Below are 24,463 nucleotides of genomic sequence, written 5' to 3'. Positions count from 1 at the left end.
ATCATCTAGAACACTGCTGCCGAGGCGCTAGTGCCACTGGCAAGCTCCGAGACTCTTTCTCGGCGCTGATAAACACGGCCTCGCGCATGCGATGCGGCTACAGCGGCTTCAATATCTTCACCAGTTCGCCGTGCACGAACTCGTTGCCGCAGATGACATGGCCGGTGGCCAGCGCATCGTCATTGCCCAGCATGCCGGAGATGGTGCCGCCGGCCTCGCGTACCATGATCTGGCCGGCCGCGATGTCCCAGGGCTGCAAATTGCGTTCCCAGTAACCGTCGAGCCGGCCGGCGGCGACGAAGGCCATGTCGAGCGAGGCGGCGCCGAAGCGGCGCAGGCCCGCCACCCTGTTCTGGAGCTCCGCCATTTCGCGGCGCGACTGCTCATGGTCGCCGCGGCCGATATGCGGCAGGCCGCAGGCAATCACGCATTCGTTCAGCTTGCGGCGGCCGGCGACGCGCAGCCGCTGGTCGTTGAGGAACGCGCCCTTGCCGCGCTCGGCGATGTAGAGCTCGTCATTCGCCGGGTTGTAGATCACGCCCGCGATGACCGTGCCCTCGCGCGCCAGGCCGATCGAGATCGCGAATTGCGGGATGCCGTGCAAAAAGTTGGTGGTGCCGTCGAGCGGATCGACGATCCAGGTGTGGGTCTTGTCGGCACCCTCGCGGGTGCCGCCTTCCTCGCCGAGGAACCCGTAGCCCGGCCGCGCTTTCGCAAGGTCCGTGTAGAGCATCTCCTCGGCGCGCTTGTCGGCGAGCGAGACGAAATTCGCCGGGCCCTTCAGCGACACCTGCAGATGCTCGATCTCGCCGAGATCGCGCTTGAGGCTGCGGCCGGCGCGGCGCGCGGCCTTGACCATGACGTTGATGAGGGCTGAATAGAGCATCGGGCTACATTCGATGTATGGGGAAACGGGCGGGCGCCGCTATCGGTTCGGGACTGGGTGCCCTGATGAGGTGCCGCCGTCAAGGCGGATCATTTGACACCCAGCCATTTGCGCGCCTCTTCCTCGGCCTTGGCGCGATCCTCGGGCTTGATATCGGCCAGTATGTCGTCCAGCTCCGGATCGCCTTTGCCGGCGGTCTTGGCGATGCTGTGCCATTTCAGGGCTTCGACCTTGTCGATCGGCGCGCCCTGGCCGCTCGCTAGCACGCGCGCCAGCCGGTTCTGCGCGATCGGGCTGTTCTGTTTCGCCGCCTTGCGCAGCAGCGCCACCGCGGCGGGCTGGTTCTGCGGCGTGCCTGACCCGTTGAAGAGGGCAATGGCGTATTCGACCTCGGCATCGACATTGCCGGCAAGGGACGCCGCCTGCAGCAGCCGCACCGCCTTGTCGATGTCCTTGGGAACGCCGGTGCCTTCCTTGTAGAAGGTCGCCAGCGCGTACTGCGCCTCGGGATTGCCGGCGTCGGCGGCGACGCGCAACAACTCGGCCGAGCGGCGCACGTCCTGCGGCAGCGTCTGGCCGTCGAGATAGAGCAGCGCGAGATTATAGGCGGCCTTGGGATTGCCGAGTTTTGCGGACGAAGCCAGCAGCTTCACCGCCTCCTCGCGGTTGACCGCGCCGCCGCGGCCGGCAAGGCGCATCATGGCGAGCGCGAACATCGCTTCGCGGTCACCGCCATCGGCCGCGCGCTTGTACCATTCGGCGGCCTTGGCGTAGTCGCGCTTGACGCCCATCGCATTGGCGTAGAGTTCGCCCAGCATCGTCATCGCCTTCGGATCGCCATTGGTCTGCGCGCGCGCTATCGCAAGATCGAACGCGGTCTTGTAATGCCCGCGCTGATAGGCGCCATAAACGAGGTCGACATTGGGATCGTCCGGGGGCGGCGCAGGAATGGTGGTCGCCGATGGGGCGGGGGTTGCCTCCGGTTTTGGCGTCGGCGGCGCAGCAGGCTTTTTGGCTGCAACGGGCGGCTTCGCCTTTTCCTTCGCGTTCTCCTTCGCGCTTTCCTTCAGGTTTTCCTTGGGCGCTTCCTTTTTCGCCGCAGGCTTGCTCTCCGCCGCGGGCGGCGTCAGCGACATCTGCGCCAATGCGCCGGATGCGAGCATCAGGCTCGCTGCAAGAATCGATATCGGCCGCAGAAGTCTCATCCGGCCCGCGCTTTTCCGAATGCCGCCTGGTGCGCCTGCTTGATCGCCTGATCGGCCTCGATCAACGCCGCCTTCGCGCCGCGCGGATCGGCCCAGATGAAATCGCCGACCAGCACGAAATCCGCGCCTGCCGCGGCGAATTCAGCCGCTTCATCGAGCGAGCCGGCAAAGCCGACACAGGGCGGCTCGAACAATTCGTCCCACCATTGCAGCCGCTCGGCGATCGCCTCGGTGGACGGCCGCTCGCCTTGCGCATCCGGCTCGCCGAACAGCACGTAGTCCGCGCCCTTTTCGCCCGCGGCCATCGAATCATGCCGCGTCGTAAGCCCGCCGACGCCGGCAATGCGGTCGGGCTTGAGCGAGGGCAGGGCCTCTTCCAGCGCCGCGATCCCGGAAAGATGCGCGCCATCGGCGCCGCCGCGCGCGACCAGTTCGACATGGCCATCGATCAGCAGGGCGGCACCGGCATCCTGCACCGGCGGCGCGAGTGCCTTGATGCGCGTAATCATGGTGCGCTGGTCGGTGGGTTTCAGCCGCACCAGCACCGCCGCCACATCGGCAGCCGCAAGCAAGCCGGGAAGGCTCTCTGCAAGCTGCGATGGATCGTCCACCTCAGGCGTCGCGAGATAAAGGCGCGGCGCCGGGTGCGGCGGAACGGGTTTGGCGGCCAAGTCTAGGCGACCTTCTTTTCCAGGCCGCCTTCCCATTCGCCCTTGCTCGCCAGCGCATTCATGCGCGCGCGATGGGTGAAGGCGCGCTGTCCGGCGGCAACGTTCTCGGCCTTGCCGGACCACGCCTTCTGCGGCGCCGCCTGTAGCGCGCGGCCGTAGGAGAAGGTCAGCTTCCAGGGCAGGCCGCCGATCTTGTTCATGGCGTCGAGATGCGCGGTCGCCTCTTCATCGCTCTGCCCGCCGGAAAGGAAGGCGATGCCGGGCACTGCGGCCGGCACACACGCCTTCAGCATCCGCACGGTCTTTTCCGCGACTTCATCGACGGACGCCTGCTTCGCGCACTTCTTGCCGGAGACCGCCATGTTCGGCTTCAGCACCATCCCTTCCAGCTCGACGCGCTGCACGCGCAGTTCCTGAAACGTCTTGTTGAGCACGCGCTGGGTCACGTCATAGCAGCGGTCGATGTCGTGATCGCCGTCCATCAGCACTTCCGGCTCGACGATCGGCACGATCTGCGCGGCCTGGCACAAAGCGGCATAGCGCGCCAGCGCATGCGCGTTCACGCTGATCGCCGTCATGGTGGGAATACCCGCGCCGATATCGATCACCGCGCGCCATTTGGCAAAGCGCGCCCCGCGCTCGTAATATTTTTTCAGCCGCTCGGCGAGCTTGTCGAGGCCGACCGTCACCAGCTCGCCCGGGCATTGCGGCAGCGCCTGCGTGCCCTCGTCGACCTTGATGCCGGGAATGGCGCCGGCCTGCTCGATCAGCTTGACCAGCGGCGTGCCGTCCTTGGCGTTCTGCCAGATGGTCTCGTCATAGAGGATGACGCCCGAGACGTATTTGCTCATCGCCTCGGTCGAGCGGAACAGCATTTCGCGGTAGTCGCGGCGGTTGTCCTCGGTGGACTCGACCTTGATGGCGTCAAAGCGCTTCTTGATGGTGCCAGACGATTCATCCGCGGCAAGGATGCCCTTGCCCGGCGTGACCATGGCGTTGGCGATTTTGTTGAGATCGTGAAGGTTCATTGGATGGTTCTCCCGGCAAGGTGCTTTGACCGCTGAAAATAGACGGTTCTCGGGCAGATGGGGAGATTTACGTTGGTCGCAGGGGGAAAGGTTGGGCTTTCGCCTAACCGCCCCGCTTGCGGCGGGCTATCGTATATGACCGATTTGAGCGTGTGAACGAGCCCGGCCTTCATGGTTCGAGACGCGCCGCAAGCGGCGCTCCTCACCATGAGGGTCTAGGATTTCACCGCGAAACAGGACCTCATCCTGAGGAGCCCGCCAAAGGCGGGCGTCTCGAAGGATGGCCACAAGGAAACCGCCTCATCAAGCCCTTGCCCATATGCGATACCCCCGCCCTGCGAAGGGGCGGGGAGAGAGAAGGAACCTATCACGCCACCTTGGGATCGAGTTCACCCTTCGCATACCGCTTGGCCATTTCGGCCGTGGTCAGCACCTTCCTGATCTTGCTGGCCTGGCCGGCAGTATTGAACTCCTCCAGCCGCTGCTTGCACAGCCTGGTCATCGCCTCCATCGCGGGCTTGAGGTATTTGCGCGGATCGAATTCTTCCGGGTGGTCCTTCAGCACCTTTCGGATCTGGCCGGTCATCGCCATCCGGTTGTCGGTGTCGATGTTGATCTTGCGCACGCCGTGCTTGATGCCGCGCTGGATTTCGGACACCGGCACGCCCCAGGTCGGCTTCATCTTGCCGCCATTGGCGTTGATGATCTCCTGAAGGTCCTGCGGCACCGAGGACGAGCCGTGCATCACGAGGTGCGTGTTCGGCAGCTTGCGGTGGATCTCCTCGATCACATTCATCGCGAGGATGTCGCCATCCGGCTTGCGGGTGAACTTGTAGGCGCCGTGCGAGGTGCCCATCGCGATCGCCAGCGCGTCGACGCGCGTTTCCTTGACGAATTTGACGGCTTCATCCGGATTGGTGAGGAGCTGGTCGTGCGACAGCTTGCCTTCCGCGCCGTGGCCGTCTTCCTTGTCGCCCATGCCGGTCTCGAGCGAGCCGAGCACGCCGAGTTCGCCCTCCACCGAGATGCCGCCGAGATGGGCCATGCTGGTCACCGTTTTGGTGACGCCGACATTGTAGTCCCAGTCCGCCGGGGTCTTGCCGTCGGCCTTCAGCGAGCCGTCCATCATGACCGAGGTGAAGCCGGCCTGGATCGCGGTCATGCAGGTGTCGGGACCGTTGCCGTGATCGAGATGCACGCAGACCGGGATCTGCGGATGGATTTCGGTCACCGCGTCCATCATGTGCTTGAGCATGATGTCGTTGGCATAGGAGCGCGCGCCGCGCGAGGCCTGGATGATGACGGGCGCGTCGACGCTGGACGCTGCATCCATAATGGCCAGCGCCTGCTCCATATTGTTGATGTTGAAGGCCGGCACGCCATATTCATGTTCCGCCGCGTGATCGAGCAATTGACGCAACGTAATGCGGGCCATTCAGATTCTCCCTGTATTTCCAGCGCTTTCGCGCGCCATGGGCTTGATTAGCGAACTTTGAGAACTTCGACGCCCGGCAATGGTTTCCCTTCCATCCATTCAAGAAACGCACCACCCGCGGTCGAAACATAGGAAAAGTCGCCGCCGACGCCGGCCTGATTGAGCGCCGCGACGGTGTCGCCGCCGCCAGCGACCGAGATCAGCTTTTTGGCCTGGGTCCGCTCGGCGGCATGCCGGGCAGCGACCACCGTGCCACGGTCGAACGGCGCCATCTCGAAGGCCCCGAGCGGGCCGTTCCACACCAGCGTGGCGGCGTCGTCGATCGCGGCATGGATGCGCGCGGTCGATTGCGGGCCGACGTCGAGGATCATCCCGTCGGCCGGGATCGCGTCCAGGCCATAGGCGTGCGAAGGCGCGTTGGCCGCGAAGTGATAGGCCACGACGGCATCGACGGGGAGGATGATCGCGCAATTGGAAGCGGTCGCTTTCTCGACGATGCGCAGCGCGGTCGGCGCGAGATCCTTTTCGCACAGCGATTTTCCAACGGCCACGCCCTGCGCATGCAGGAACGTGTTGGCCATGCCGCCGCCGATCACCAGCGCGTCGACCTTCGTCACGAGGTTTTCGAGCAAGTCGATCTTGGTGGAAACCTTTGCGCCGCCGATAATCGCGATCACGGGTTTGGTCGGCGCTTCAAGCGCTTTGCCGAGCGCATCGAGTTCGGCCTGCATGGTGCGTCCGGCATAGGCCGGCAGCTTGTGGCCGAGGCCTTCGGTGGAGGCGTGCGCGCGGTGCGCGGCCGAGAACGCGTCGTTGACCCAGATGTCGCCAAGCTTTGCCAACTCGGCGACGAAGGCCGGATCGTTCTTCTCTTCCTCCTTGTGGAAGCGGGTGTTTTCCAGGCAAAGGATGTCGCCATCCTTCATCGCGGCGATCGCCTTTGCAGCCGGCTCGCCGACGCAATCCTCTGCGAACGCGACCGGCTTCTTGATCACTTTCGCGAGTGCTTCCGCCACCGGCTTCAGCGACTCCTTGGGATCGCGCCCCTTGGGCCGGCCGAAATGTGCGAGCAGGATGACCTTGCCGCCCTTGCCGGCGATTTCCGTGATCGTCGGCGCGACACGCTCCAGGCGTGTGGCGTCGGTGACGCGGCCGTTTTCCATGGGCACGTTGAGGTCGACGCGCAGCAGCACGCGCTTGCCCTTCACGTCGACGTCATCGAGGGTGCGGAAGGTTTTTGTCATGGGATGTCCCGTGCGGCCATCCTTCGAGACGCCGCGCTAGGCGCGGCTCCTCAGGATGAGGTCTCCCTCATGGTGAGGAGCGCGCTCTTCGCGCGCGTCTCGAACCATGAAGCCGTGAAACTCAGAGCAGCTTGCCCATCGCGACGGCGGTGTCGGCCATGCGGTTAGAAAAGCCCCATTCGTTGTCGTACCAGGACATCACGCGCACGAGGTTGCCGTTCAGCACCTTGGTCTGGTCCTCGTGGAAGGTGGACGAGTGCGGATCGTGATTGAAGTCGATCGAGACGTTCGGCGCGGTGGTGTAGCCCAGGATGCCCTTGAGCTGCTGCTCGCTGGCGCGCTTCATCGCGGCGTTGATTTCCTTGGCGTCGGTGGCGCGCTTGGCGACGATTTTCAGATCCACTACCGAGACGTTCGGGGTCGGCACGCGGATCGCGACGCCATCGAGCTTGCCCTTCAATTCCGGAAGCACGAGGCCGATGGCCTTCGCAGCACCCGTCGAGGTCGGGATCATCGACATCGCTGCCGCGCGGCCGCGATAGAGATCCTTGTGCAGCGTGTCGAGCGTCGGCTGGTCGCCGGTATAGGCGTGGATCGTGGTCATGAAGCCGGTTTCGATGCCGACGGTGTCGTTCAGGATCTTGGCAACCGGTGCGAGGCAGTTGGTGGTGCAGGAGCCGTTGGAAACGACCAGATGATCCTTGGTCAGGGTGTCGTGGTTGACGCCGAACACGATGGTCGCATCGGCGTTATCGGCGGGAGCGGACACCAGCACGCGCTTGGCGCCGGCGGTGAGGTGAGCGGAGGCCTTGTCCTTGGCGGTGAAGATGCCGGTGCATTCCAGCGCGATGTCGACGCCGAGGGCCTTCCACGGAAGCTTCGAGGGATCGCGCTCGGCGGAAACCTTGATCTTGCCGTTGCCGAGGCTGATCGAGTCGCCCTCGACGGTGACGGTGCCGGGGAAACGGCCATGCACGGAGTCGTAGCGGAGCAGGTGGGCGTTGGTTTCGACGGGACCGAGATCGTTGATGCCGACCACCTCGATGTCCTTGCGGCCGGACTCGGCGATGGCACGCAACACATTGCGGCCGATGCGGCCAAACCCGTTGATCGCGACGCGGACTGCCATGCTGGTCTCTCCTCTAATAGCTGGTGCCAGCCCCGCGGACGGGCGTCCACGGCGGCTTTTTCGGCGGATCGCCCGGTTCGGCCGGGCGAGAGCGGTCTATATGCGGGTTTAGGTAGTCCTTTTTGCCGGGAAGCTCAACCGGAACAGCCCCTCAACCCAAGCGCTTCAGGGCAGCGTTAACGGCGGCCTCAGCAGTAATTCCGAAGTGCTTGAAAAGGTCCTTGGCCGGGCCACTGGCGCCAAATCCGTGCATGCCTATGAAATCGCCTTCTTGGCCGATCACGGCGTCCCAACCCCAGCGTACCGCCGCCTCGATCGCGATCTTCACCGGGGCGTTACCGATGATGGCCCTCTTGCGATCGGACGGCTGGTCGACCAGCAATTCCAGCGAGGGGACAGAAACCACCCGCGACGGGATGCCGCGCTCGGCCAACTGCTTCTGGGCCGCCACCGCAATCTCGACCTCGGAGCCCGAGGCGAACAGCGAGACTTTTGCCTCGCCCTGGGCCGCCACCAGTTCATAGGCGCCCTGCGCACAGGGGTTGTCGGCAGGGGCTGTGGTGCGGAGCTGCGGCAGGTTTTGGCGGGTCAGCGCCAGCACGGTCGGGCCGTCGACGCGGTTGAGCGCCAGCTCCCAGCATTCGGCGACCTCGATGGCATCGCAGGGCCGGAACACGCGCATGTTGGGCATCGCGCGCAAAGCCGAGAGATGCTCGACCGGCTGATGGGTCGGGCCGTCCTCGCCGAGCCCGATCGAGTCATGGGTCATGACATAAACGACGCCGGTGCCCATCAGCGCCGAGAGTCGCATCGCGCCGCGGGCATAGTCGGTGAACACCAGGAAGGTCGCGCCGTTCGGCGCAAAGCCGCCGTGCAGAAAGATGCCGTTCATCGCCGCGGCCATGCCATGCTCGCGGATGCCGTAATGGATGAAGCGGCCCTTTGGCGTCTTGGCCCCGAAGGAGGTAGCAGACTTCGCCTTGTTGTTGTTGGAGCCGGTAAGGTCGGCCGAGCCGGCGACGAATTCCATCGGCATCGCGGCGGCAATGGCTTCGATCGCCGCTTCCGATGATTTGCGCGTTGCCGCAATCATCGGCTTCTCGAGCAGCGCCTTCTTGTGCGCGCGCAATTCCTTTGCCAGCGCGGCCGGCCGCTCATGCCGCAGGCGGCGTTCGAATTCGGCGCGCTTGCGCGGGCCGAGTTCAGCGAAGCGCGCTTCCCATTCCGCCTTTTCCGCGGCGCCGCGGCTGCCGGCCGCGCGCCAGGCCTTCAGCACATCGTCAGGCACCGAGAACGCTTCCTGGGAAATGCCGAGTTTTTCCTTGGCGGCTTTCAGCTCATCCGCGCCGAGCGCTTCGCCATGGGCCTTTGCGGTGCCGGCCTTGTTCGGCGCGCCATAGCCGATGGTGGTCTTGCAGGCGATCATCGACGGCTTGCTGGATTTCTGCGCGCGCGCGATCGCAGCCGCGATCGCCTTGGGGTCCTGGCCGTCGATCAGCTCGGCCGCCCAGCCGGCGGATTTGAAGCGCTTCACCTGGTCGACCGAATCGGCAAGCGAGAGCGGCCCGTCGATCGAGATGCCGTTGTCGTCATACAGCACGATCAGCTTGTTGAGCTTCCAATGCCCGGCCATGGCGATGGCTTCCTGGGAGATGCCTTCCATCAGATCGCCGTCGGAGGCGAGCACGTAGGTGTGATGGCCGACGATCTTCTTGCCGAACTCCGCGGCGAGCATCTTTTCCGCCAGCGCCATGCCGACCGCGGTGGAAATGCCCTGGCCGAGCGGGCCGGTTGTGGTCTCGATGCCCTTGGTGTGGAAATTTTCCGGATGGCCCGGCGTCTTGGAGCCGAGCTGGCGGAAATTCCTGATATCGTCGAGCGTCATGTCCTTGTTGCCGGTGAGATACAGCAGCGCATAGAGCAGCATCGAGCCGTGTCCGGCCGACAACACAAAGCGGTCACGGTCCGGCCATTTCGGGTCGGCAGCGTCGTATTTCAGGAACTGCGTGAATAGGACGGTGGCCACATCGGCGGCTCCCATCGGCAGGCCGGGATGGCCCGATTTGGCCTTCTCGACAGCGTCCATGGCAAGGCCACGGATCGCGTTGGCCATACGGTTATGATCGACCTGCGTCATGATGAATATCCGCCTGAAATGAGATGCTTGGAAGCGGCCAGCAATTGTCGCGCATGTCGCGGTTGATGGCCGGAGAGCAACAGGAAGCCGGGGCTGGATAGCACCTAGGTTCCCTGAGTCCAAGGCAAGATCGAGGCAATGCAACGCGCTGTGGACGGGAAGGTTGCTTAACAGTGCATAGCTCGCAAGCAACGTTGCGCGAGCGCTGCGGGGCACGTAAGCTTCTCCGTCTAAACGCTTGCCCCCTTGAGTCTTTTGCTGTGCGGCAAGCCCACGAAAGTGTGCGTACTCCGACATGAACGACCGTCCCGCCAACGGTTCCGGTGCCATCGAGACGTCCAGCGTCGATCTCGAGATCGCGACGCGACGGCTGATGGCGGCGCTTGAGTCGCTGGAGAGCGCGGTGGAGCGGCGGCGCGATGCCGATCGCGACGAGAACGAACTGGCGAGCCGAATCCAGGCGCTCGGCGCCGATCGCTCGCGGCTTGCGGACGAGCTCGACGGCTCGCTGGTGAAGACGCGCAAGCTCGAGCGCACCAATCGCGAGATCGCAGAACGGCTCGATGCCGCGATCGGCACCATCCGTTCGGTGCTCGAGGCCGGAGAGGGCACATGAACCACATCAACGTGAGCATCAACGGCCGGCAATACCGGATGGCCTGCGAGGACGGGCAGGAGGTGCGGCTGCTCAAGCTCGCCGAAAGCCTCGAATCGCGCGTCACCGAGCTGCGCGGAAAATTCGGCGAAATCGGCGATGCAAGGTTGACGGTGATGGCGGCCCTTACCGTATGCGACGACTTGCTGGATGCGACCGCGCGCATCCGCGTCCTGGAAGAAGAACTGGATTCGCAGCGGCAGCAACGTGTGGCGGTCGCCGATCGCGCCAGGGTGACGCAGGTCGCTGTCACCAATGCGCTCAACGCTGCCGCCGAGCGCATCGAAAAGACCGCGCAAGTCCTCAACCGCACCATCGGCGGCGGCGTCGCGATCGGGTGATTTTTTCACCCTCCAGGGGAAGGTGAAGAGATGTGCGTCGGTCCGACCGCGGCAGGCTTACCGCTGGCGATTCTCGTCCATCGTCGCTACATTACCCCCGCGAAGCTGCGTTGCGCGTCAGGAGCCATATATCCCCGGGGCCTTATCGATCCTTTAGGGAACTGTCCCTGGCCGGGCCCGTGGGCTCGGACATATGGTGCCCACCTACTTTCGTAGGGAACTCCGGGATCGAGCGCTTCAACGGCCTCTGCGGCTTCGCACTTGAATTCTTCTAAGTTGCTTTGCGTCGTCAAGGCGCCGCCCGTACGGACGTCATCCTCCGCGAAAGCGGAGGATCCAGTACGCCGCGGCTTCGCGATTCTATCACGCGTTCTCTGGAATACTGGATCACCCGCTTTCGCGGGTGATGACGGGAGAACAAGACAGCCATGTCCGAGCTTGCTCCGACTGCGACGAAAGCCGAGCTGCGTGCAAAAGCGCTCGCCAAGCGCGAAGCGCTGAGTGACAAGCAGCGCACCAAATCCGCGCAGGCGCTCGCCAGGCGCGACTTTCCCATCGACATCATCAGCGGCATGGTCATCTCCGGCTACTCGCCGATCCGCAACGAGATCGATCCGGCGCCGCTGATGCAAAAGCTTGCGGCGCTGGGCGCGCGGCTGGCCTTGCCTGTCGTCAACGCGCGCGGCAAGTCGCTGACGTTCCGGGCGTGGTCGCCGAGCGACCGGCTGATGCTCGGGCCGCTCGGCATCCCCGAGCCGTCGCCTGCCGCCGCCGAGCTCATCCCCGACATCATGCTGGTGCCGCTCGCGGCCTTCGACCGCCTCGGCCACCGCATCGGCTATGGCGCGGGCCATTACGACTATACGTTTGCACATTTGCGTAAATCGAAGGCGGTCACCGGCATCGGCGTTGCTTTTGCGGTGCAGGAAATCGAGGCTGTTCCGGCCTTGTCGCACGACGTGGCACTGGATTATGTGCTAACCGATAAGGAGACGTTCGACTTCCGGAGCAAATAGGCTTGCGTATCCTCTTCATCGGTGACGTCGTCGGAAAGACCGGCCGCACCGCCATCAACGACTATCTTCCCGGCATGGTCAGGGACTGGTCGCTCGATCTCGTCATCGTCAATGGCGAGAATTCGGCCGGCGGCTTTGGCATCACCGAGGCGATCTACCAGGAATTTCTCGACGCGGGCGCGGACGCCATCACGCTCGGCAACCACGCCTGGAATCAGAAGGAGGCGCTGGTCTTCATCGACCGCGCGCCGCGGCTGATCCGCCCGCTGAATTTTCCGCGCCACACGCCGGGCCGCGGCGCCGCGCTGATCGACACCAAGAACGGCAAGCGCGCGCTCGTGATCAATGCGATGGGCCGCGTGTTCATGGAGCCGCTCAACGATCCCTTTCATGCGGTCAATCGCGAGCTGGAAGCCTGTCCGTTGCGCGAGGCGGCTGACGCCATCGTGGTGGATTTCCACGGCGAGGCGACCAGCGAGAAGCAGGGCATGGGCTTCTTCTGCGACGGCCGCGCCAGCCTGGTGGTCGGCACGCATACGCATGTGCCGACGGCGGATCACCAGATCCTGACAGGCGGCACCGCCTATATGAGCGATGCCGGCATGACCGGCGACTATGATTCGATCATCGGCATGCTGAAGGACGAGCCGCTGCACCGCTTCACGACCGGCATTCCCTCGGCACGGTTCGAACCGGCCACCGGGGAGGCGACACTCAGCGGTGTGGCGGTCGAGACCGACGATGCCACCGGCCTTGCGACAAAAGTCGCGCCGGTGCGCCGGGGCGGCCGGCTGGCGCCGGCGGTGCCGGACTTCTGGAGCTGAAACCTTATCAGGAAGTGCGATGCAGAGATGGCTGATTTGCCTGCTCGCGCTGCTGCTGTCGCAGGTGGCGGACGCGCAGACCCTTACACAACGTCCGGTGTCGCAGGGTGCGGTCTCTTATGCCGACATGACCGGGCGGCTGGAGAAATCCGCGATCAACACCGCGAAAGCAGCGCCGAAGGGCGCCGCGCGGGGATCGTCGATCGATTTCTGCTGGGCCTCCTCGCCGGATGAATATCGCGCGCTCGCCAAGCACGTGGTGGTGCTGGTCAGCGTGGTGACGCAGGACGCAGCCGAGCTGCCGCTCCGCCGCGTCTACGTCACCGTCGACGGCAAGGAAACCGAACTGGTGCGGTTGAGCAGCCAGCGCAGCGACGTGGGCAAGGGATCGAAGACGTTTTCGATCCTCGGTCCCCATCGCGAGGACGGCTTTTATCTCGCGCCCGCAGGCCTGATGATGTCCGACGGGTACCTGCAAGCCGACTTCGCCGTGCGCCGCACCGGCTTCAATCTCTACAAGCTGCCGGGCACGCCGCCTGATTTCATCAAGTCTGACCGCGATGCAATGCCGGAGCCGGGCGCAAAGCCCGACACGCCTGCGCTGAAGGCGCTGCTTCAGCGCGAATATACGGGCTTCGAACTGCCGGCTGACTTGCGTTAGCGCGCCTTCGAGGTCGGCCGCCTCATCCTTTGAGACGGCCGCTTCCTACTGTCCATGGGGTTGTTTTCGCGATTTTGTGTCCCGCGACCCCGTGCACCCCTCAATACCTCTCCGGCACGTACATTTCCGGCGGGACCGGACCGCGCAGATAGTCGGGATTGCGCACGCGCGCCGGCAGGGTCACCGGCTGGTATGGGACGTCCTGATACGGGATCTGCTCCAGCAAATGCGAGATGCAGTTCAGCCGCGCCTTCTTCTTGTCGACGGCCTGCACCACGTGCCACGGTGCCTCCGGAATGCTGGTACGCTCCAGCATCGCTTCCTTGGCCTTGGTGTACTGCTCCCAGCGGCTGCGCGCCTCGACGTCCATCGGGGAGAGCTTCCACTGCTTGAGCGGGTCGTGGATCCGCATGGTGAAGCGCAAATGCTGCTCCTCGTCGGTGATCGAGAACCAGTATTTGATCAGGATGATGCCGGAGCGCACCAGCATGCGCTCGAATTCCGGCACCGAGCGAAAAAATTCCTCGACGTCGGCGTCGGTGCAAAAGCCCATCACGCGCTCGACGCCGGCGCGGTTGTACCAACTGCGGTCGAACAGCACGATCTCGCCGCCGGCCGGCAGGTGAGAAACGTAGCGCTGAAAGTACCACTGGGTGCGTTCGCGCTCATTGGGCGCCGGCAGCGCCGCGACCCGGCAGACGCGCGGATTGAGCCGCTGCGTGATACGCTTGATGACGCCGCCCTTGCCGGCGGAGTCGCGGCCCTCGAAGATCACCACGACTTTCAGCTTCTGGTGCTGCACCCAGGTCTGTAGTTTTACCAGCTCGCCCTGTAGGCGGAACAGCTCCTTGAAATAGGTGCGCCGGTCCACGGTCTCCTGCGGCGCCAGCCCCGCAAACTCGTTGGTCAGCGCGTCGAGGCGATCGTCGTCGATCTCGAGCTCCATCTCCTCGTCAAAGCTGTCCAGCATCTCAGCATGGACGCGCTCGTGCAGCATCTTTCCGTTGCCGCCAACTGGTTTCTCGCTCATGGAAATACTCCGGCCCGCGTTTCGCCAAGGGGCCTTCGTATTTCCAAAAGCGTATGTCAGTCGTATGACAGCGTTGGCGGCCGCGACGCTATTGCGCGGTCTGCTTGCGCAACTCGGCGATATCCCGGGCCGTCAGCTTCGATCCCTTGCTGCCGAACCGGGCGGTGACGTAATTGGCCACCGCCGCGATCTCCTCATCGCTGTAGGAGGCGCCGAACGCCGGCATCGACAATGCGTCCTCCGGCACGTGCCGCTTGGTGCCCGAGATCACGATCTGCGCCACGTTGGTCGCGCCGGGATCGTTGACGGCCCAGGAGCCGGTCAGCGTCGCCATCGATGAGACAAGGCTCGCGCCGCTCCAGCCATGGCAGCTCACGCAGGCCTGCTGGAACACGATCTTGCCGCGCGCGTCTGCGGTCGGGCCCTCCCGGTGCGAAGCCGGCGCGGCAGGTGCCGTCGTTGCCGGAAGGTCCGGCGAGGCAACCGCAGGCACGCTGCGCAGGAATACGACAATCGCCTTGATGTCCTCAGGCGCCAGCTTGCTCAGGCTGTGGTCGACCGCTTCGCCCATCGGCCCGGAGGCGGTGCCGCGATCCTTGGCGTGGCCGATCGAGAGATAGGAGATCAAATCATCATCGCTCCAGCCGCCGAGGCCGGTGGCCTTGTCCGAGCTGATGTTGAAGGCGCGCCAGCCGGCCGTGATGGCGCCGGCGAATTTCTTGCGGTTGTCGAGCGCAAAGGCGATGTTGCGTGGCGTGTGGCACTCGCCGCAATGCGCCAGCGCTTCCACCAGATAGGCGCCGCGATTCCATTCCGGACTCTTCGAGGTGTCCGGCATGTAGCGCGTGTTCGGGCTGAACACCGTGGACCAGAACCACATCGCCCAGCGCTGGTTGAACGGGAAGCCAAGCGTGTTTTCCGGTGCCGACGCACGCACCGGCGGCAGGCTGAACAGATAGGCCTTGATGGCGAGCGTGTCTTCATCGGTCAGGTAAGTGTAGGAGGTGTACGGCATCGCCGGATACAGCATGGCGCCGTCACGCCGCCTGCCGTGCTGCACGGCGTTGAGAAAGTCCTGGTCGCTGTAATTGCCGATGCCAGTTTCCTTGTCGGGCGTGATGTTGGTGGAATAGAGCGTGCCGAACGGCAGCTTGAAACCGAGCCCGCCGGCATATTCCTTCTCGCCCGGCTTGGTGTGGCAGACCATGCAGTCCGCTGCCGCCGCCAGATACTCGCCGCGCTCGACCGCGCTGGCCTTCGCCAGCGATGCCGGCACGCCGGTCGGATTGGCGCCGCGAAAGTCCGCGAGCGCGACCATCGGCCCGCCGGCAAAGGCGAGCGGGCCGGGGCCGCGGATGATCCACACGGCAATGCCTGCCGCGATCAGCGCGATCACGGCAAGACCGGCGAGAATGCGCAGCATCCTCATGCCTTCCTCCCAACCGCCAGCAGGGAACGGTCAATCGGCAGCCGCCGCAACGCCACGCCGGTTGCGGAATAGATTGCGTTGCGCAGCGCCGGTGCCGACGCCGTCACGCCGGCTTCGCCGATGCCGCCGGGTGCTTCACCGCTTTTCACCACATGCACCTCGATCTTCGGTGCCTGATCGATACGCAGCATCCGGTAGTCGTTGAAGTTGGATTGCCGGACTCGCCCCTTGTCGATGGTAATCTCGCCATAGAGCGCAGCCGTGAAGCCGAAGATCAGCCCACCCTCGATCTGTGCCATGATGGTATCGGGGTTGACCGCGATGCCGGTGTCGACCACCGAGACCGCGCGGCGCAATTTGATCTCGCCGTGCTCATCGACTTCCGCTTCCACCACGGTGGCGATGCAGCTTGCGAAAGACGGCTGCAAACACACGCCCTGCCCGACGCGCGGCGGCAGCTTCTGGCCCCAATTGGCCTTCTCCGCGGCGAGATTGAGCACCGACAGGAAGCGCGGCTTGGTGGCGAGCATCGAGCGGCGGAATTCAACCGGGTCCTTGCCCGCCTTGCGCGCCAGTTCATCCATGAAGCATTCGGTGGCAAACACGTTGTTGTTGGGGCCGACCCCGCGCCAGAACCCGGTCGGCACTGCCGGCGGTTCGGCACGCACATACTCGACGTGGAAATTCGGGATGTCGTAGGGTGCGTCGACGGCGCTGTCGACGGCATCGATGTCGATTCCCTTCTGGAAGGCCGGCGGCAGCCAGCGCGCGAGGATGGCGGCCCCCGCGATCTTGTATTTCCAGCCCACCACCTTGCCGCCGGACAAGCTGGCGGCAATCGTATCGCGATAGACCGGGCGGTAAATGTCGTGCTGGATGTCCTCTTCGCGGGTCCACACCACCTTGACCGGCCCGTCGACCTGCTTGGCGATGCGAACGGCCGCGACCACCATGTCGGGCTCGAGCTTGCGGCCAAAACCGCCGCCGAGCAGGTGATTGTTGACGACCACTTTCTCGACCGGGAGCCCGGCCGCCTTTGCCGCTTCCGACTGCACCCGCGCCATGATCTGCGTGCCGGTCCAGATTTCGCAGGAATCCGGCTTGACGTGCACGGTGGCGCTGAGCGGCTCCATCGTCGCATGCGCGAGGAACGGCAGTTCGAATGACGCCTCGAATTTGTCGCCGGTGGCGAGGCCCTTGGCGATATCGCCTTCCGATTTCGCCACCACGCCGTCTTTTTCGATCGCCGCGCGCAGGTCGGCCCAGATTTCCGCCGAGCCGATTTTTGCGTTGGGTCCCTCGTTCCAATCAATCTTGAGTGCTTCGAGGCCCTTTTTCGCCGCCCACATGTGATCGCCGACGACGGCGACCGTGTCGTCGAGCACGACGATCTGCCGCACGCCCGGGATTTTCTTCGCTGCGCTGTCGTCGACCCTGCCGACCTTGCCGCCGAACACGGGACACTGCGCCAGCGTGGCGAATTTCATGCCGGGAAGCATCGCGTCGATGCCGTACACGGCCTTGCCGTTGACCTTCTCCGGTGTGTCCAGCCGCTTCAGCGACTTTCCGATCAGCACGAAATCCTTCGGATCTTTCACCGCGACATCCTTCGGCGGCGTCTGGCTGCTCGCGGCGAGCGCCAGAGCGCCATAGGAAAGCTTGCGTCCGCTGCCCTGATGCATGACCTCGCCATTCGACGCCGTGCAACTCGCCGGTTCGACCTGCCATTGCTCGGCGGCAGCCTGCACCAGCATGGCGCGCGCGCTGGCGCCGGCGGTGCGCAGCGGCTTCCAGAACGCCCGGACCGATGTGGAGCCACCGGTTGCCTGAACGCCGAAGTCCGGATTGGCGTACAGTTTCTCGTTGGCGGGCGCTGCCAGCAAGGACACGCGCGAGAAATCGGCATCCAACTCTTCGGCCAAAATCATCGCAATCGAGGTGTAGATGCCCTGGCCCATCTCGACCTGCGGCATGATCAGTATGGTGTTGCCGGCCGGATCGATGCGAATGAAGGCATTGGGCGCGAATTTTCCTTCGGTGACGTCGGGCGGCTGCACCGGCTCGTTGCCTGCGCGCAAGGGCATGTGAAAGGCGAGCAGGAAACCGGTGGCGAGGCCGCCGGTGAGAACGGCGCGGCGTGAGATGTCGATGGTCATGGCGCGCGCTCCCTACGATTGACGGCCGGATGCCGCCTGCTTGATGGCGGCGCGGATGCGCACGTAAGTACCGCAGCGGCAGATATTGCCGGACATCGCGGCGTCGATGTCGGAGTCGTCTGGATTGGGAGTCGCTGCCAGCAGCGCCGCCGCCGACATGACCTGGCCGGACTGGCAATAGCCGCACTGGATTACTTCGAGATCGAGCCAGGCCTTTTGCACCTTCGCACCGGCCGGCGTCGCACCGATGCCTTCGATGGTCGTGACGCTGCGGCCGGACAGCGACCCCACCGGCAGCACGCAGGAGCGCACCGGCTGGCCGTCGATATGCACGGTGCAGGCGCCGCATTGCGCGATGCCGCAGCCGAATTTCGTGCCGGTCATGCCGAGGACGTCGCGCAGCACCCAGAGCAGGGGCATATCCGCAGGTGCATCGAATGATTTGGCTTCGCCGTTGATCGTGAGCGTCGTTGCCATCACAAAATCCCCCTTATCGCGTTGCGGCAGCATCATATAGCTTGGCCGCGCGAGCGGAGGCATACGACTTTTTTCGCAGAGCTGATTTGCCGTGCGATTTCGTAAAAAATTTGCGCAGCTTTTCGGCGACTTGAGATGATGATTGTCATTTTGCGTGCAGATAGGCGCGCTCAATGACGGGGATGTGAACAAGAATCGATCAGCCGGTAAGCGGTTGCGACGGGGCGTCGCGTCTACAGCTTGTAGGCCGTGCGAAAACCGCCCCAGTGCCGGCCGCGCACGCGCACTGGCACGTCGATCTCGCGCATCATGATCAATTTCCCGTTGCCCATGTCGCGGGCATAGGTCTGCACCAGATAGGCGCGCTGGTTGCGCCCGGCGGCAAGGCCCGCGGGGTCGTTGAAGATGCGGCGGTTGCGGCTGTTGGCGGTGTTGAAGGCGACGTCGCCCGGCCGCTGCGGATGCGAGTAAATCTTGTTGTGCACGGGCAGATAGCCGTTGCGGTCGATCATGGCGGCGAACGCCATCCGCTGATCCCTGGCAAGGAAGGCTTCCTGGAAGGGCGGCAGCGCGCGGTCCGCCCAATCGAGGATCTTTGTGCGATGCTGCACCGGATTGGTGCCTGCGATCTCGACATAGTTTTCGTCGAACATGTCGTCCATCGAGATCGCGCCGCTGGCGATGCCGTTCTCAAAAATCTTTGTCAGCGCAGCGCCGGCTTCCAGGGCGCGGGCGACGAATTCGGTGTTCTCGTCCTGGATCGCCCACAATTTGTCTTCGAGCCTGTCGATCAGGGCCGCATCCGGCCGCTCGAACTGCGCGCGCGTGCCGGCCTTCGACCGCTCGCCGATGCGGATCCGGCACGGCCCGACGTCCTGTAGCGTCGCAGCAAGGCTTTCGCGCGACTGTAGCCGTTCGGAGTCCGGTCCGCTGATCAAGATGCCTTCCATCGAGATTTCATAGACCGGCGCCGTGACCGCACCACGTGGCGTCTGGATTTCGATGTTGAGGCTGCACGGCAGCGGCTCGGCCTTCCGCCGCGCAGCGCCTTCGCCTTGCCGCAGCAGCACGGCGCAGCGCGATTTCAGCTTTTGCGCAAACATCGTCACCGACTTGCCGGCCTTCGCAACGGTCTCGCCGTGGGTCTCGGCCTCCTTGGTGGCGGAATCGATTTCGGCGGCGCTGTCGCCGACCGAAGAGATGAAGCTGGAGGTGGAAGCGACGTTCTGGCTCATCTCGCCGGTGGTCTGGTTCTGCTCGTTGACCGCACCGTTGACGTTTTCGAACACCGGCCGGATCGCCTCGATCGCCTGCGAGATGCGATGGACGGCATCGACCGAACCCGCGGCATCGCGCTGTAGTGCCTCGATCTTCTTGGAAATCTCTTCGGTCGCCTGCTGGGTCTGGACCGCCAGCGCCTTCACTTCGGTCGCGACCACTGCAAAGCCGCGCCCGGCTTCGCCCGCGCGCGCTGCCTCGATGGTGGAATTGAGCGCCAGCAGCGTGGTCTGGCGCGCGATCTGCGCGATCAGATTGACGACGTTGCCGATCGCAGCGGAAGATTCTCGCAGACGATCGACATTGGCGCTGGCCTCGCGCGCCGCCGCGCTGGCCTGGTCGGCGAGCTTGCCGGCATTGCGCACCTGCGTGCCGATGCCGTCGGCCGAATGGGTGAACTTGTCGGCGGCCTGCGAGAAGATGGTGGCGGTCGATTGCGCCGCGCTGGTGCGGCCGGTCAGCGCATCGGTGCGCTGGCGGATGGTGGCCAGCGTCGCCGCGGTGGCTTCCGCACCGCCGGCGACCGAATTGGCCGCCTTCTCGAGCTGGCGGATCATGGCGCCGAGCTCGAGGTCCAGAAGATCGAGGATTTCCCTGGCCGAATCGCTCTCCGGCACGGCCGGCATATTGGCCGCAGCCGCCGGGGAGGGGGCTTTCGCGGCGGCAGGCGCCGGCGGTTCCGGCTGACGCTTTCGAAACAAGCCGAATGCCATGACCATCTCTTGCTGGTTGAAATCCGCGCGGGATCATCTCATCCGGGCACTAAGTCATGGTTAACAAGTGCCTGATATTCCGGCAGACGCATTGCCGCAGGCCCAGCCGCGGGTCCAAAAAAGCCCCCAAGTCTTTGATTTTGCCCGTTTGGCGGCCTATAAGCCGCGCTTCCACCCTCATTTCCCGGACGATTTCCGAAGAGACCCCGCATGGCCGGCCATTCCCAATTCAAGAACATCATGCACCGCAAGGGGCGCCAGGACGCTCAGAAGTCGAAGCTTTTCGGCAAGCTGGCGCGGGAAATTACCGTGGCCGCCAAGCTGGGAACGCCGGACCCGGCCATGAACCCCCGCCTGCGCGCGGCCATCGTCGCGGCGCGCCAGGAGAACATGCCGAAGGACAATATCGAGCGCGCGGTCAAGAAGGCGGCGGGCAACGAGGGCGAGAACTATGACGAGATCCGCTACGAGGGCTACGGCCCCGGCGGCGTCGCCGTCATCGTCGAGGCGCTGACCGACAACCGCAACCGTGCCGCCTCCGACATCCGCTCCTTCTTCACCAAATCGGGCGGCAATCTCGGCGAAACCGGCTCGGTCGCCTTCATGTTCGACCGCACCGGCATCATCGAGTACGACCATAGCGTCGCCTCCGACGATGCGATGCTCGACGCCGCCATCGAGGCCGGCGCCGATGACGTGGTCTCCAGCGAAGCGGGCCACGAGGTCTACGCCTCGCAGGAGACCTTTCGCGAGGTGGCAAAAGCGCTGGAGGCAAAGTTCGGCGAAGCCCGCAAGGCCGCGCTGACCTGGAAGCCGCAAAACACCGTCGCGGTCGACGACGAGACCGGCGAAAAGCTGCTCAAGCTGATGGACCTGCTCAACGAGCACGACGACGTGCAGAACGTCTACGCCAATTTCGAGGTGTCCGACGCGTTGGTCGCGAAGATGGGCGGGTAGCTCTCGTATCCCGGACGGGGCGCCTATCCGCCCCGCCAGCCCTTCCGGATCGTTCCGGCGAGCGTCCCGGTCATACTCGCCGTACTGGCAACGTTCTCATCCAGCAAGCCGAACAGCCAGGTTGCGAGCGTCTTGCCTTGCGCAGCAGTCGGCCGAAGCCGCAATCCGATGAAAGTATCGTTGCGGTCTGCAATCTCTGCATCGATCCAGCCCAGTAAGTCGAGGTGAAGCCGCGCAAACCCGGTCATCAGCTGCGCAGACCTTCCTTCACAAAACATGCGGGCGCTCGATGTCGACAGCACCGTCAGACGTCCGCGAATGATTTCGCTGCCCGATGCAAGGTGAACCGCTTCGTTGACGTCGAATAGCATCTCGCCGCGCCCCAGCTCGAAGCAGACCAGGAACGCGATGAATGCGATCAGCATCGCGACGCCGGCCCACAGCAGGTTGAAAAAATCGAGCGGGGAGATTTCGCTCGCCGCGTAGGGGGAAACAAATGCCCACACGATGCTCGCGGCGGAGCTCAGCGAGATGAGCCCGAACAGCGCCGCGAATTTCCAGTGGGTCGTCGGCTCCGAGCGGTCGCCGCCTTTGTTGGTGATCTTGAACGGCCTGCCGAACGGCTTTACGGCGGCGCTTACCAGCGTGGCGGTCACCGCAAAGGCGGAAATCGCGTGGGTTGCTTCCATGAATAGCGGCAGCGTCCGCGATCGCGAAACCCAGGCCATGTAGATCATCTGGCCGAGCAGCGCCGGCAGCCCGTATCGCAGGAATGAGAGGTAATCCGCCTCGAATGCTGGAATGCCGGCAAACCAGTAGATCGAAGGCGCCACCAGCAGCAGGACCAGATACGGCTTGCACAGCCAGTTCATAATGCCGTGCAGATATTGCCATCGCTGAATCAGCGAAAATCCGGATCCAAGCAGTGGACCATCGCGAAGCAGGGCGACCTGGATCGTTCCGAGGCACCAGCGGCTTCGTTGCGTGATGTATTCGGGTATGCCCTCGGCGGACAATCCGGTGCTTAGTCTCTCGTTCAGCCACCAGGTCTCAAAGCCTTTCGCCAGCAGCGCATAGGTCAGATTGATGTCTTCCGAGATCGCCTGATCCGGAAATCCGCCGAGCTCGGTCAACAGGTCGCGGCGGACGACGAACGAGGTGCCGACGCAGAACGCGCATCCCCAGCCATCCTTAGCGGGCTGAAATACATCGAAGAAGAACCGCTGATCGTCCACCCAGCTCTGCGCGGCCAGCAGGTTGTGCTGAATCGGATCGGGATTGCAGTAGAATTGCGGAGTCTGGACCACGCCAACCTGCGGCTTCGAAAGCAGCAATCCGACCGTCCGTCGCAGGAAATCTGGATGCACGGCGAAATCAGCGTCCAGCACCAGGATGACAGGAGAGTTGGTCTGCGCAGCGGTGACCCGCAATGCGTTGTTGAGGTTTCCGGCCTTGGCCTTCTCGTTGTCGGAACGCGTGACGTAACGCGCGCCCGTCTCGGCGCAATAGTCGCGCAGCCATGTCCGCCTCGTATCGTCGAGAACCCAGACCGTAGCGTTGGGGTAATCCAGCGCCAGCGCCGTCAGGATCGATCTTTCCAGCACCTCGAGCGGTTCGTCATAGGTGCAAATGAAGATATCGACGGCGGGAAATTGGCCGGCTTGCTCCATTTGATACTGCGCGACGTCGGCCTGCCTCGACCGATCGGTGCTGCGGAAAAGGATGACAATCGACGTCAGCGTGTAGGCGATCGCCAGCGCCTCGAACGCAAAGAACAGATATTGCCACGAACCCTCCACCGAGGATGCGGACGCGGGCAGCGTGTCATGCCAGCGCCACAAGGCGTAGATTACCAGCAGCATTGCCGCAGTTATTCCGAACAGCATCCGGTCGCGGCTTCGAGCCGGATCGAGCAGCCGCGCCAGCACGAGCAATCCGATCAGCAGACCGATATCGATCGACAGAATGGACGAGATGTCTGCGGCGGTTTCGAACATCATTCCACCTTTCTGCCGGTAAACGGATTCCACGCGGTGGCGGCCAGCGCGGCCCATGCGGTCGCTCCCAGATGGGGGCGCTTGAAGTAAAAGAGGTCCGCCACCGGTTTGGTCGGGTCGATTGACAGACCCGTCGAAATCCGCGCCGTTCGGGTCGCATTGAGCAAGCCCGACGGCGTGCGGTCGGCTTCAAGCATCGTGAGCAGTTGCTCGCTTCTCTGCGGATTTCCCGCGATCCGGTAGGCCAGCGCAGCTTGCGCAGTGCCTTCAACCCACATGCCGTCGCGGTCGCCGTTGAAGTCGAAGCCGTCGCCTGCGGCCAGATGGCGTGCGGCGAAATCCAGGGCCGATCGCCATTTCGCCGGCGCATCCGGGATGGCCATCCATGGCCAGAGCTGCACGTCGAGCGCGAGCATTTTGGGATCGGCGAGGCTGCCGTCGGGCTTCGTGCCGAGCAGGAAATGATCGCCGGCAAATGCCCGATCGAGGAAACGGCGCGCCTGCGATGCGGCTTCTGCGTGGCCGGCTTTGCCCGTCAGGCGGTACAGCCAGGCCGCGGCCGCGTGAATGTCGGCGTTATGCTCGGTCGATATCCAGGTGAGCGGCACGGACTGGCTGTCGTAGCCGTGGAAGCCGCCGCGGAAACCGGACCCGGTGGAGACATTGGCTGTTACCCAATTCATCAGCCGATCGGCATCCGCCATGAAGGCAGCCTCGCCGGTGGCTTGATGCAGGGTCAGCAACGCCAGAATCACCCAGCCGGCATTGCCGGTCGAACTGCCGTCCTGGGCGGCATCTTCAGCCCAGATTTTTTGCCGGTTGTCCCACCAGCCCGGCAGCAAAGGCCCGGCTTCGCCCACCGGTCCGGCGCGATAGGCATTGCGCACGCGGCCGTCCGCAAAGGTGCGATCGCTGCGAACCGCGCGGCTCAAGGCATTGCCGATCAGGACGGCCCGGCTCACATCGCCACAGGCCACAAGCGCGATGGCCGCCAGCGCGTTGTCGTAGACGAATGCGGAAGTTGCCAGTCCCGCCGGCAGGCTGCTTTCGCCTTCGCCCGGCTCATAGCTGCGCACGAACACCGCGCTGCTGCCAGCTGCCTGCGAGGTGACCGCGTTCGCCAGCGCGGCGCAGTCACGCCCGGCAGCGGATTTCGGGTCGCCGCTCGCGCCCGTGGCGGCAATGGTCATTGCC

21 protein-coding genes and 1 other RNA gene are annotated in these 24,463 nt (G+C 64.2%); 7 read left to right on the top strand and 15 right to left on the bottom strand.

The window, feature by feature from the left end; translation table 11 throughout:
* Positions 1-97: 97 nt before the first annotated feature.
* From JQ628_RS14785 to tkt, 8 genes are all read right to left on the bottom strand, one after another.
* Positions 98-886, bottom strand: a complete 789-nt coding sequence (locus tag JQ628_RS14785) for an inositol monophosphatase family protein (RefSeq protein ID WP_212223315.1) — start codon at positions 884-886, stop codon at positions 98-100.
* A gap of 89 nt (positions 887-975) precedes the next feature.
* On the bottom strand, positions 976-2,091 hold the full coding sequence (locus tag JQ628_RS14780; RefSeq protein WP_212223314.1) for a tetratricopeptide repeat protein: 1,116 nt from the start codon (positions 2,089-2,091) through the stop codon (positions 976-978).
* Positions 2,088-2,762, bottom strand: a complete 675-nt coding sequence (locus JQ628_RS14775) for a thiamine phosphate synthase (protein ID WP_212223313.1) — start codon at positions 2,760-2,762, stop codon at positions 2,088-2,090. The genes JQ628_RS14780 and JQ628_RS14775 overlap by 4 nt, the downstream gene beginning before the upstream one ends.
* Positions 2,763-2,764: 2 nt before the next feature.
* The gene (locus JQ628_RS14770; RefSeq protein ID WP_212223312.1) at positions 2,765-3,790 is read right to left on the bottom strand and encodes a class I fructose-bisphosphate aldolase; all 1,026 of its coding nucleotides are present in this window, start codon (positions 3,788-3,790) and stop codon (positions 2,765-2,767) included.
* A gap of 367 nt (positions 3,791-4,157) precedes the next feature.
* On the bottom strand, positions 4,158-5,225 hold the full coding sequence (gene fba / locus JQ628_RS14765) for a class II fructose-bisphosphate aldolase (RefSeq protein ID WP_212223311.1): 1,068 nt from the start codon (positions 5,223-5,225) through the stop codon (positions 4,158-4,160).
* A gap of 47 nt (positions 5,226-5,272) precedes the next feature.
* Positions 5,273-6,469, bottom strand: a complete 1,197-nt coding sequence (locus JQ628_RS14760; protein ID WP_212223310.1) for a phosphoglycerate kinase — start codon at positions 6,467-6,469, stop codon at positions 5,273-5,275.
* A 121-nt stretch (positions 6,470-6,590) separates the two neighbouring features.
* Positions 6,591-7,598: a type I glyceraldehyde-3-phosphate dehydrogenase gene (gene gap / locus JQ628_RS14755; protein WP_212223309.1), complete on the bottom strand. Its 1,008-nt coding sequence runs from the start codon at positions 7,596-7,598 to the stop codon at positions 6,591-6,593.
* A gap of 151 nt (positions 7,599-7,749) precedes the next feature.
* Positions 7,750-9,735: a transketolase gene (tkt, locus tag JQ628_RS14750; RefSeq protein WP_212223308.1), complete on the bottom strand. Its 1,986-nt coding sequence runs from the start codon at positions 9,733-9,735 to the stop codon at positions 7,750-7,752.
* A gap of 295 nt (positions 9,736-10,030) precedes the next feature.
* Here tkt and JQ628_RS14745 point away from each other — a divergent pair, with 295 nt between their 5' ends.
* From JQ628_RS14745 to JQ628_RS14720, 6 genes are all read left to right on the top strand, one after another.
* Positions 10,031-10,351: a DUF4164 domain-containing protein gene (locus JQ628_RS14745; protein ID WP_212223307.1), complete on the top strand. Its 321-nt coding sequence runs from the start codon at positions 10,031-10,033 to the stop codon at positions 10,349-10,351.
* On the top strand, positions 10,348-10,731 hold the full coding sequence (locus JQ628_RS14740) for a cell division protein ZapA (RefSeq protein ID WP_212223306.1): 384 nt from the start codon (positions 10,348-10,350) through the stop codon (positions 10,729-10,731). Before JQ628_RS14745 ends, JQ628_RS14740 begins: the two co-directional genes overlap by 4 nt.
* Positions 10,732-10,830: 99 nt before the next feature.
* Positions 10,831-10,991: non-coding RNA, 6S RNA (ssrS, locus tag JQ628_RS14735), on the top strand.
* Positions 10,992-11,159: 168 nt separating this feature from the next.
* Positions 11,160-11,747, top strand: coding sequence for a 5-formyltetrahydrofolate cyclo-ligase (locus JQ628_RS14730; protein ID WP_212223305.1), 588 nt, complete (start codon positions 11,160-11,162; stop codon positions 11,745-11,747).
* A gap of 2 nt (positions 11,748-11,749) precedes the next feature.
* Positions 11,750-12,571 (top strand): TIGR00282 family metallophosphoesterase, encoded by an 822-nt coding sequence (locus JQ628_RS14725; protein ID WP_212223304.1) that lies wholly within the window; start codon positions 11,750-11,752, stop codon positions 12,569-12,571.
* Positions 12,572-12,590: 19 nt separating this feature from the next.
* Positions 12,591-13,232, top strand: coding sequence for a hypothetical protein (locus JQ628_RS14720; protein ID WP_212223303.1), 642 nt, complete (start codon positions 12,591-12,593; stop codon positions 13,230-13,232).
* Between the two features lie 100 nt (positions 13,233-13,332).
* Here JQ628_RS14720 and ppk2 read toward each other — a convergent pair whose 3' ends face one another.
* The 5 genes from ppk2 to JQ628_RS14695 form a co-directional block, all read right to left on the bottom strand.
* A complete protein-coding gene (ppk2, locus tag JQ628_RS14715; RefSeq protein ID WP_212223302.1) occupies positions 13,333-14,262 on the bottom strand; it encodes a polyphosphate kinase 2 in 930 nt (309 codons plus the stop codon).
* An 88-nt stretch (positions 14,263-14,350) separates the two neighbouring features.
* Entirely contained in the window at positions 14,351-15,691 is a 1,341-nt protein-coding gene (locus JQ628_RS14710) for a c-type cytochrome (protein ID WP_212223301.1), read from the bottom strand.
* A complete protein-coding gene (locus JQ628_RS14705; RefSeq protein WP_212223300.1) occupies positions 15,688-17,847 on the bottom strand; it encodes a xanthine dehydrogenase family protein molybdopterin-binding subunit in 2,160 nt (719 codons plus the stop codon). Before JQ628_RS14705 ends, JQ628_RS14710 begins: the two co-directional genes overlap by 4 nt.
* A gap of 12 nt (positions 17,848-17,859) precedes the next feature.
* Positions 17,860-18,324 (bottom strand): (2Fe-2S)-binding protein, encoded by a 465-nt coding sequence (locus tag JQ628_RS14700; protein ID WP_212223299.1) that lies wholly within the window; start codon positions 18,322-18,324, stop codon positions 17,860-17,862.
* A 233-nt stretch (positions 18,325-18,557) separates the two neighbouring features.
* Positions 18,558-20,315 (bottom strand): methyl-accepting chemotaxis protein, encoded by a 1,758-nt coding sequence (locus JQ628_RS14695; RefSeq protein ID WP_212223298.1) that lies wholly within the window; start codon positions 20,313-20,315, stop codon positions 18,558-18,560.
* 210 nt (positions 20,316-20,525) lie between these two features.
* On the opposite strand from JQ628_RS14695, the gene JQ628_RS14690 reads away from it, so the two are divergent.
* A complete protein-coding gene (locus JQ628_RS14690; RefSeq protein ID WP_212223297.1) occupies positions 20,526-21,272 on the top strand; it encodes a YebC/PmpR family DNA-binding transcriptional regulator in 747 nt (248 codons plus the stop codon).
* Positions 21,273-21,295: 23 nt separating this feature from the next.
* Here JQ628_RS14690 and JQ628_RS14685 read toward each other — a convergent pair whose 3' ends face one another.
* Together JQ628_RS14685 and JQ628_RS14680 are read right to left on the bottom strand one after the other, a co-directional pair.
* Complete coding sequence (locus tag JQ628_RS14685; RefSeq protein WP_212223475.1) at positions 21,296-23,269, bottom strand: glycosyltransferase family 2 protein; 1,974 nt, start codon at positions 23,267-23,269, stop codon at positions 21,296-21,298.
* Positions 23,269-24,459 (bottom strand): hypothetical protein, encoded by a 1,191-nt coding sequence (locus tag JQ628_RS14680; RefSeq protein WP_212223474.1) that lies wholly within the window; start codon positions 24,457-24,459, stop codon positions 23,269-23,271. Before JQ628_RS14680 ends, JQ628_RS14685 begins: the two co-directional genes overlap by 1 nt.
* Positions 24,460-24,463: the final 4 nt, after the last annotated feature.

Origin of the sequence: Bradyrhizobium lablabi (assembly GCF_018129385.1) — a bacterium.
Classification (GTDB): domain Bacteria; phylum Pseudomonadota; class Alphaproteobacteria; order Rhizobiales; family Xanthobacteraceae; genus Bradyrhizobium; species Bradyrhizobium lablabi_C.
The sequence above is the reverse complement of the archived record's forward strand: the minus strand, read 5'-3'. Positions and strand labels throughout refer to the sequence as shown.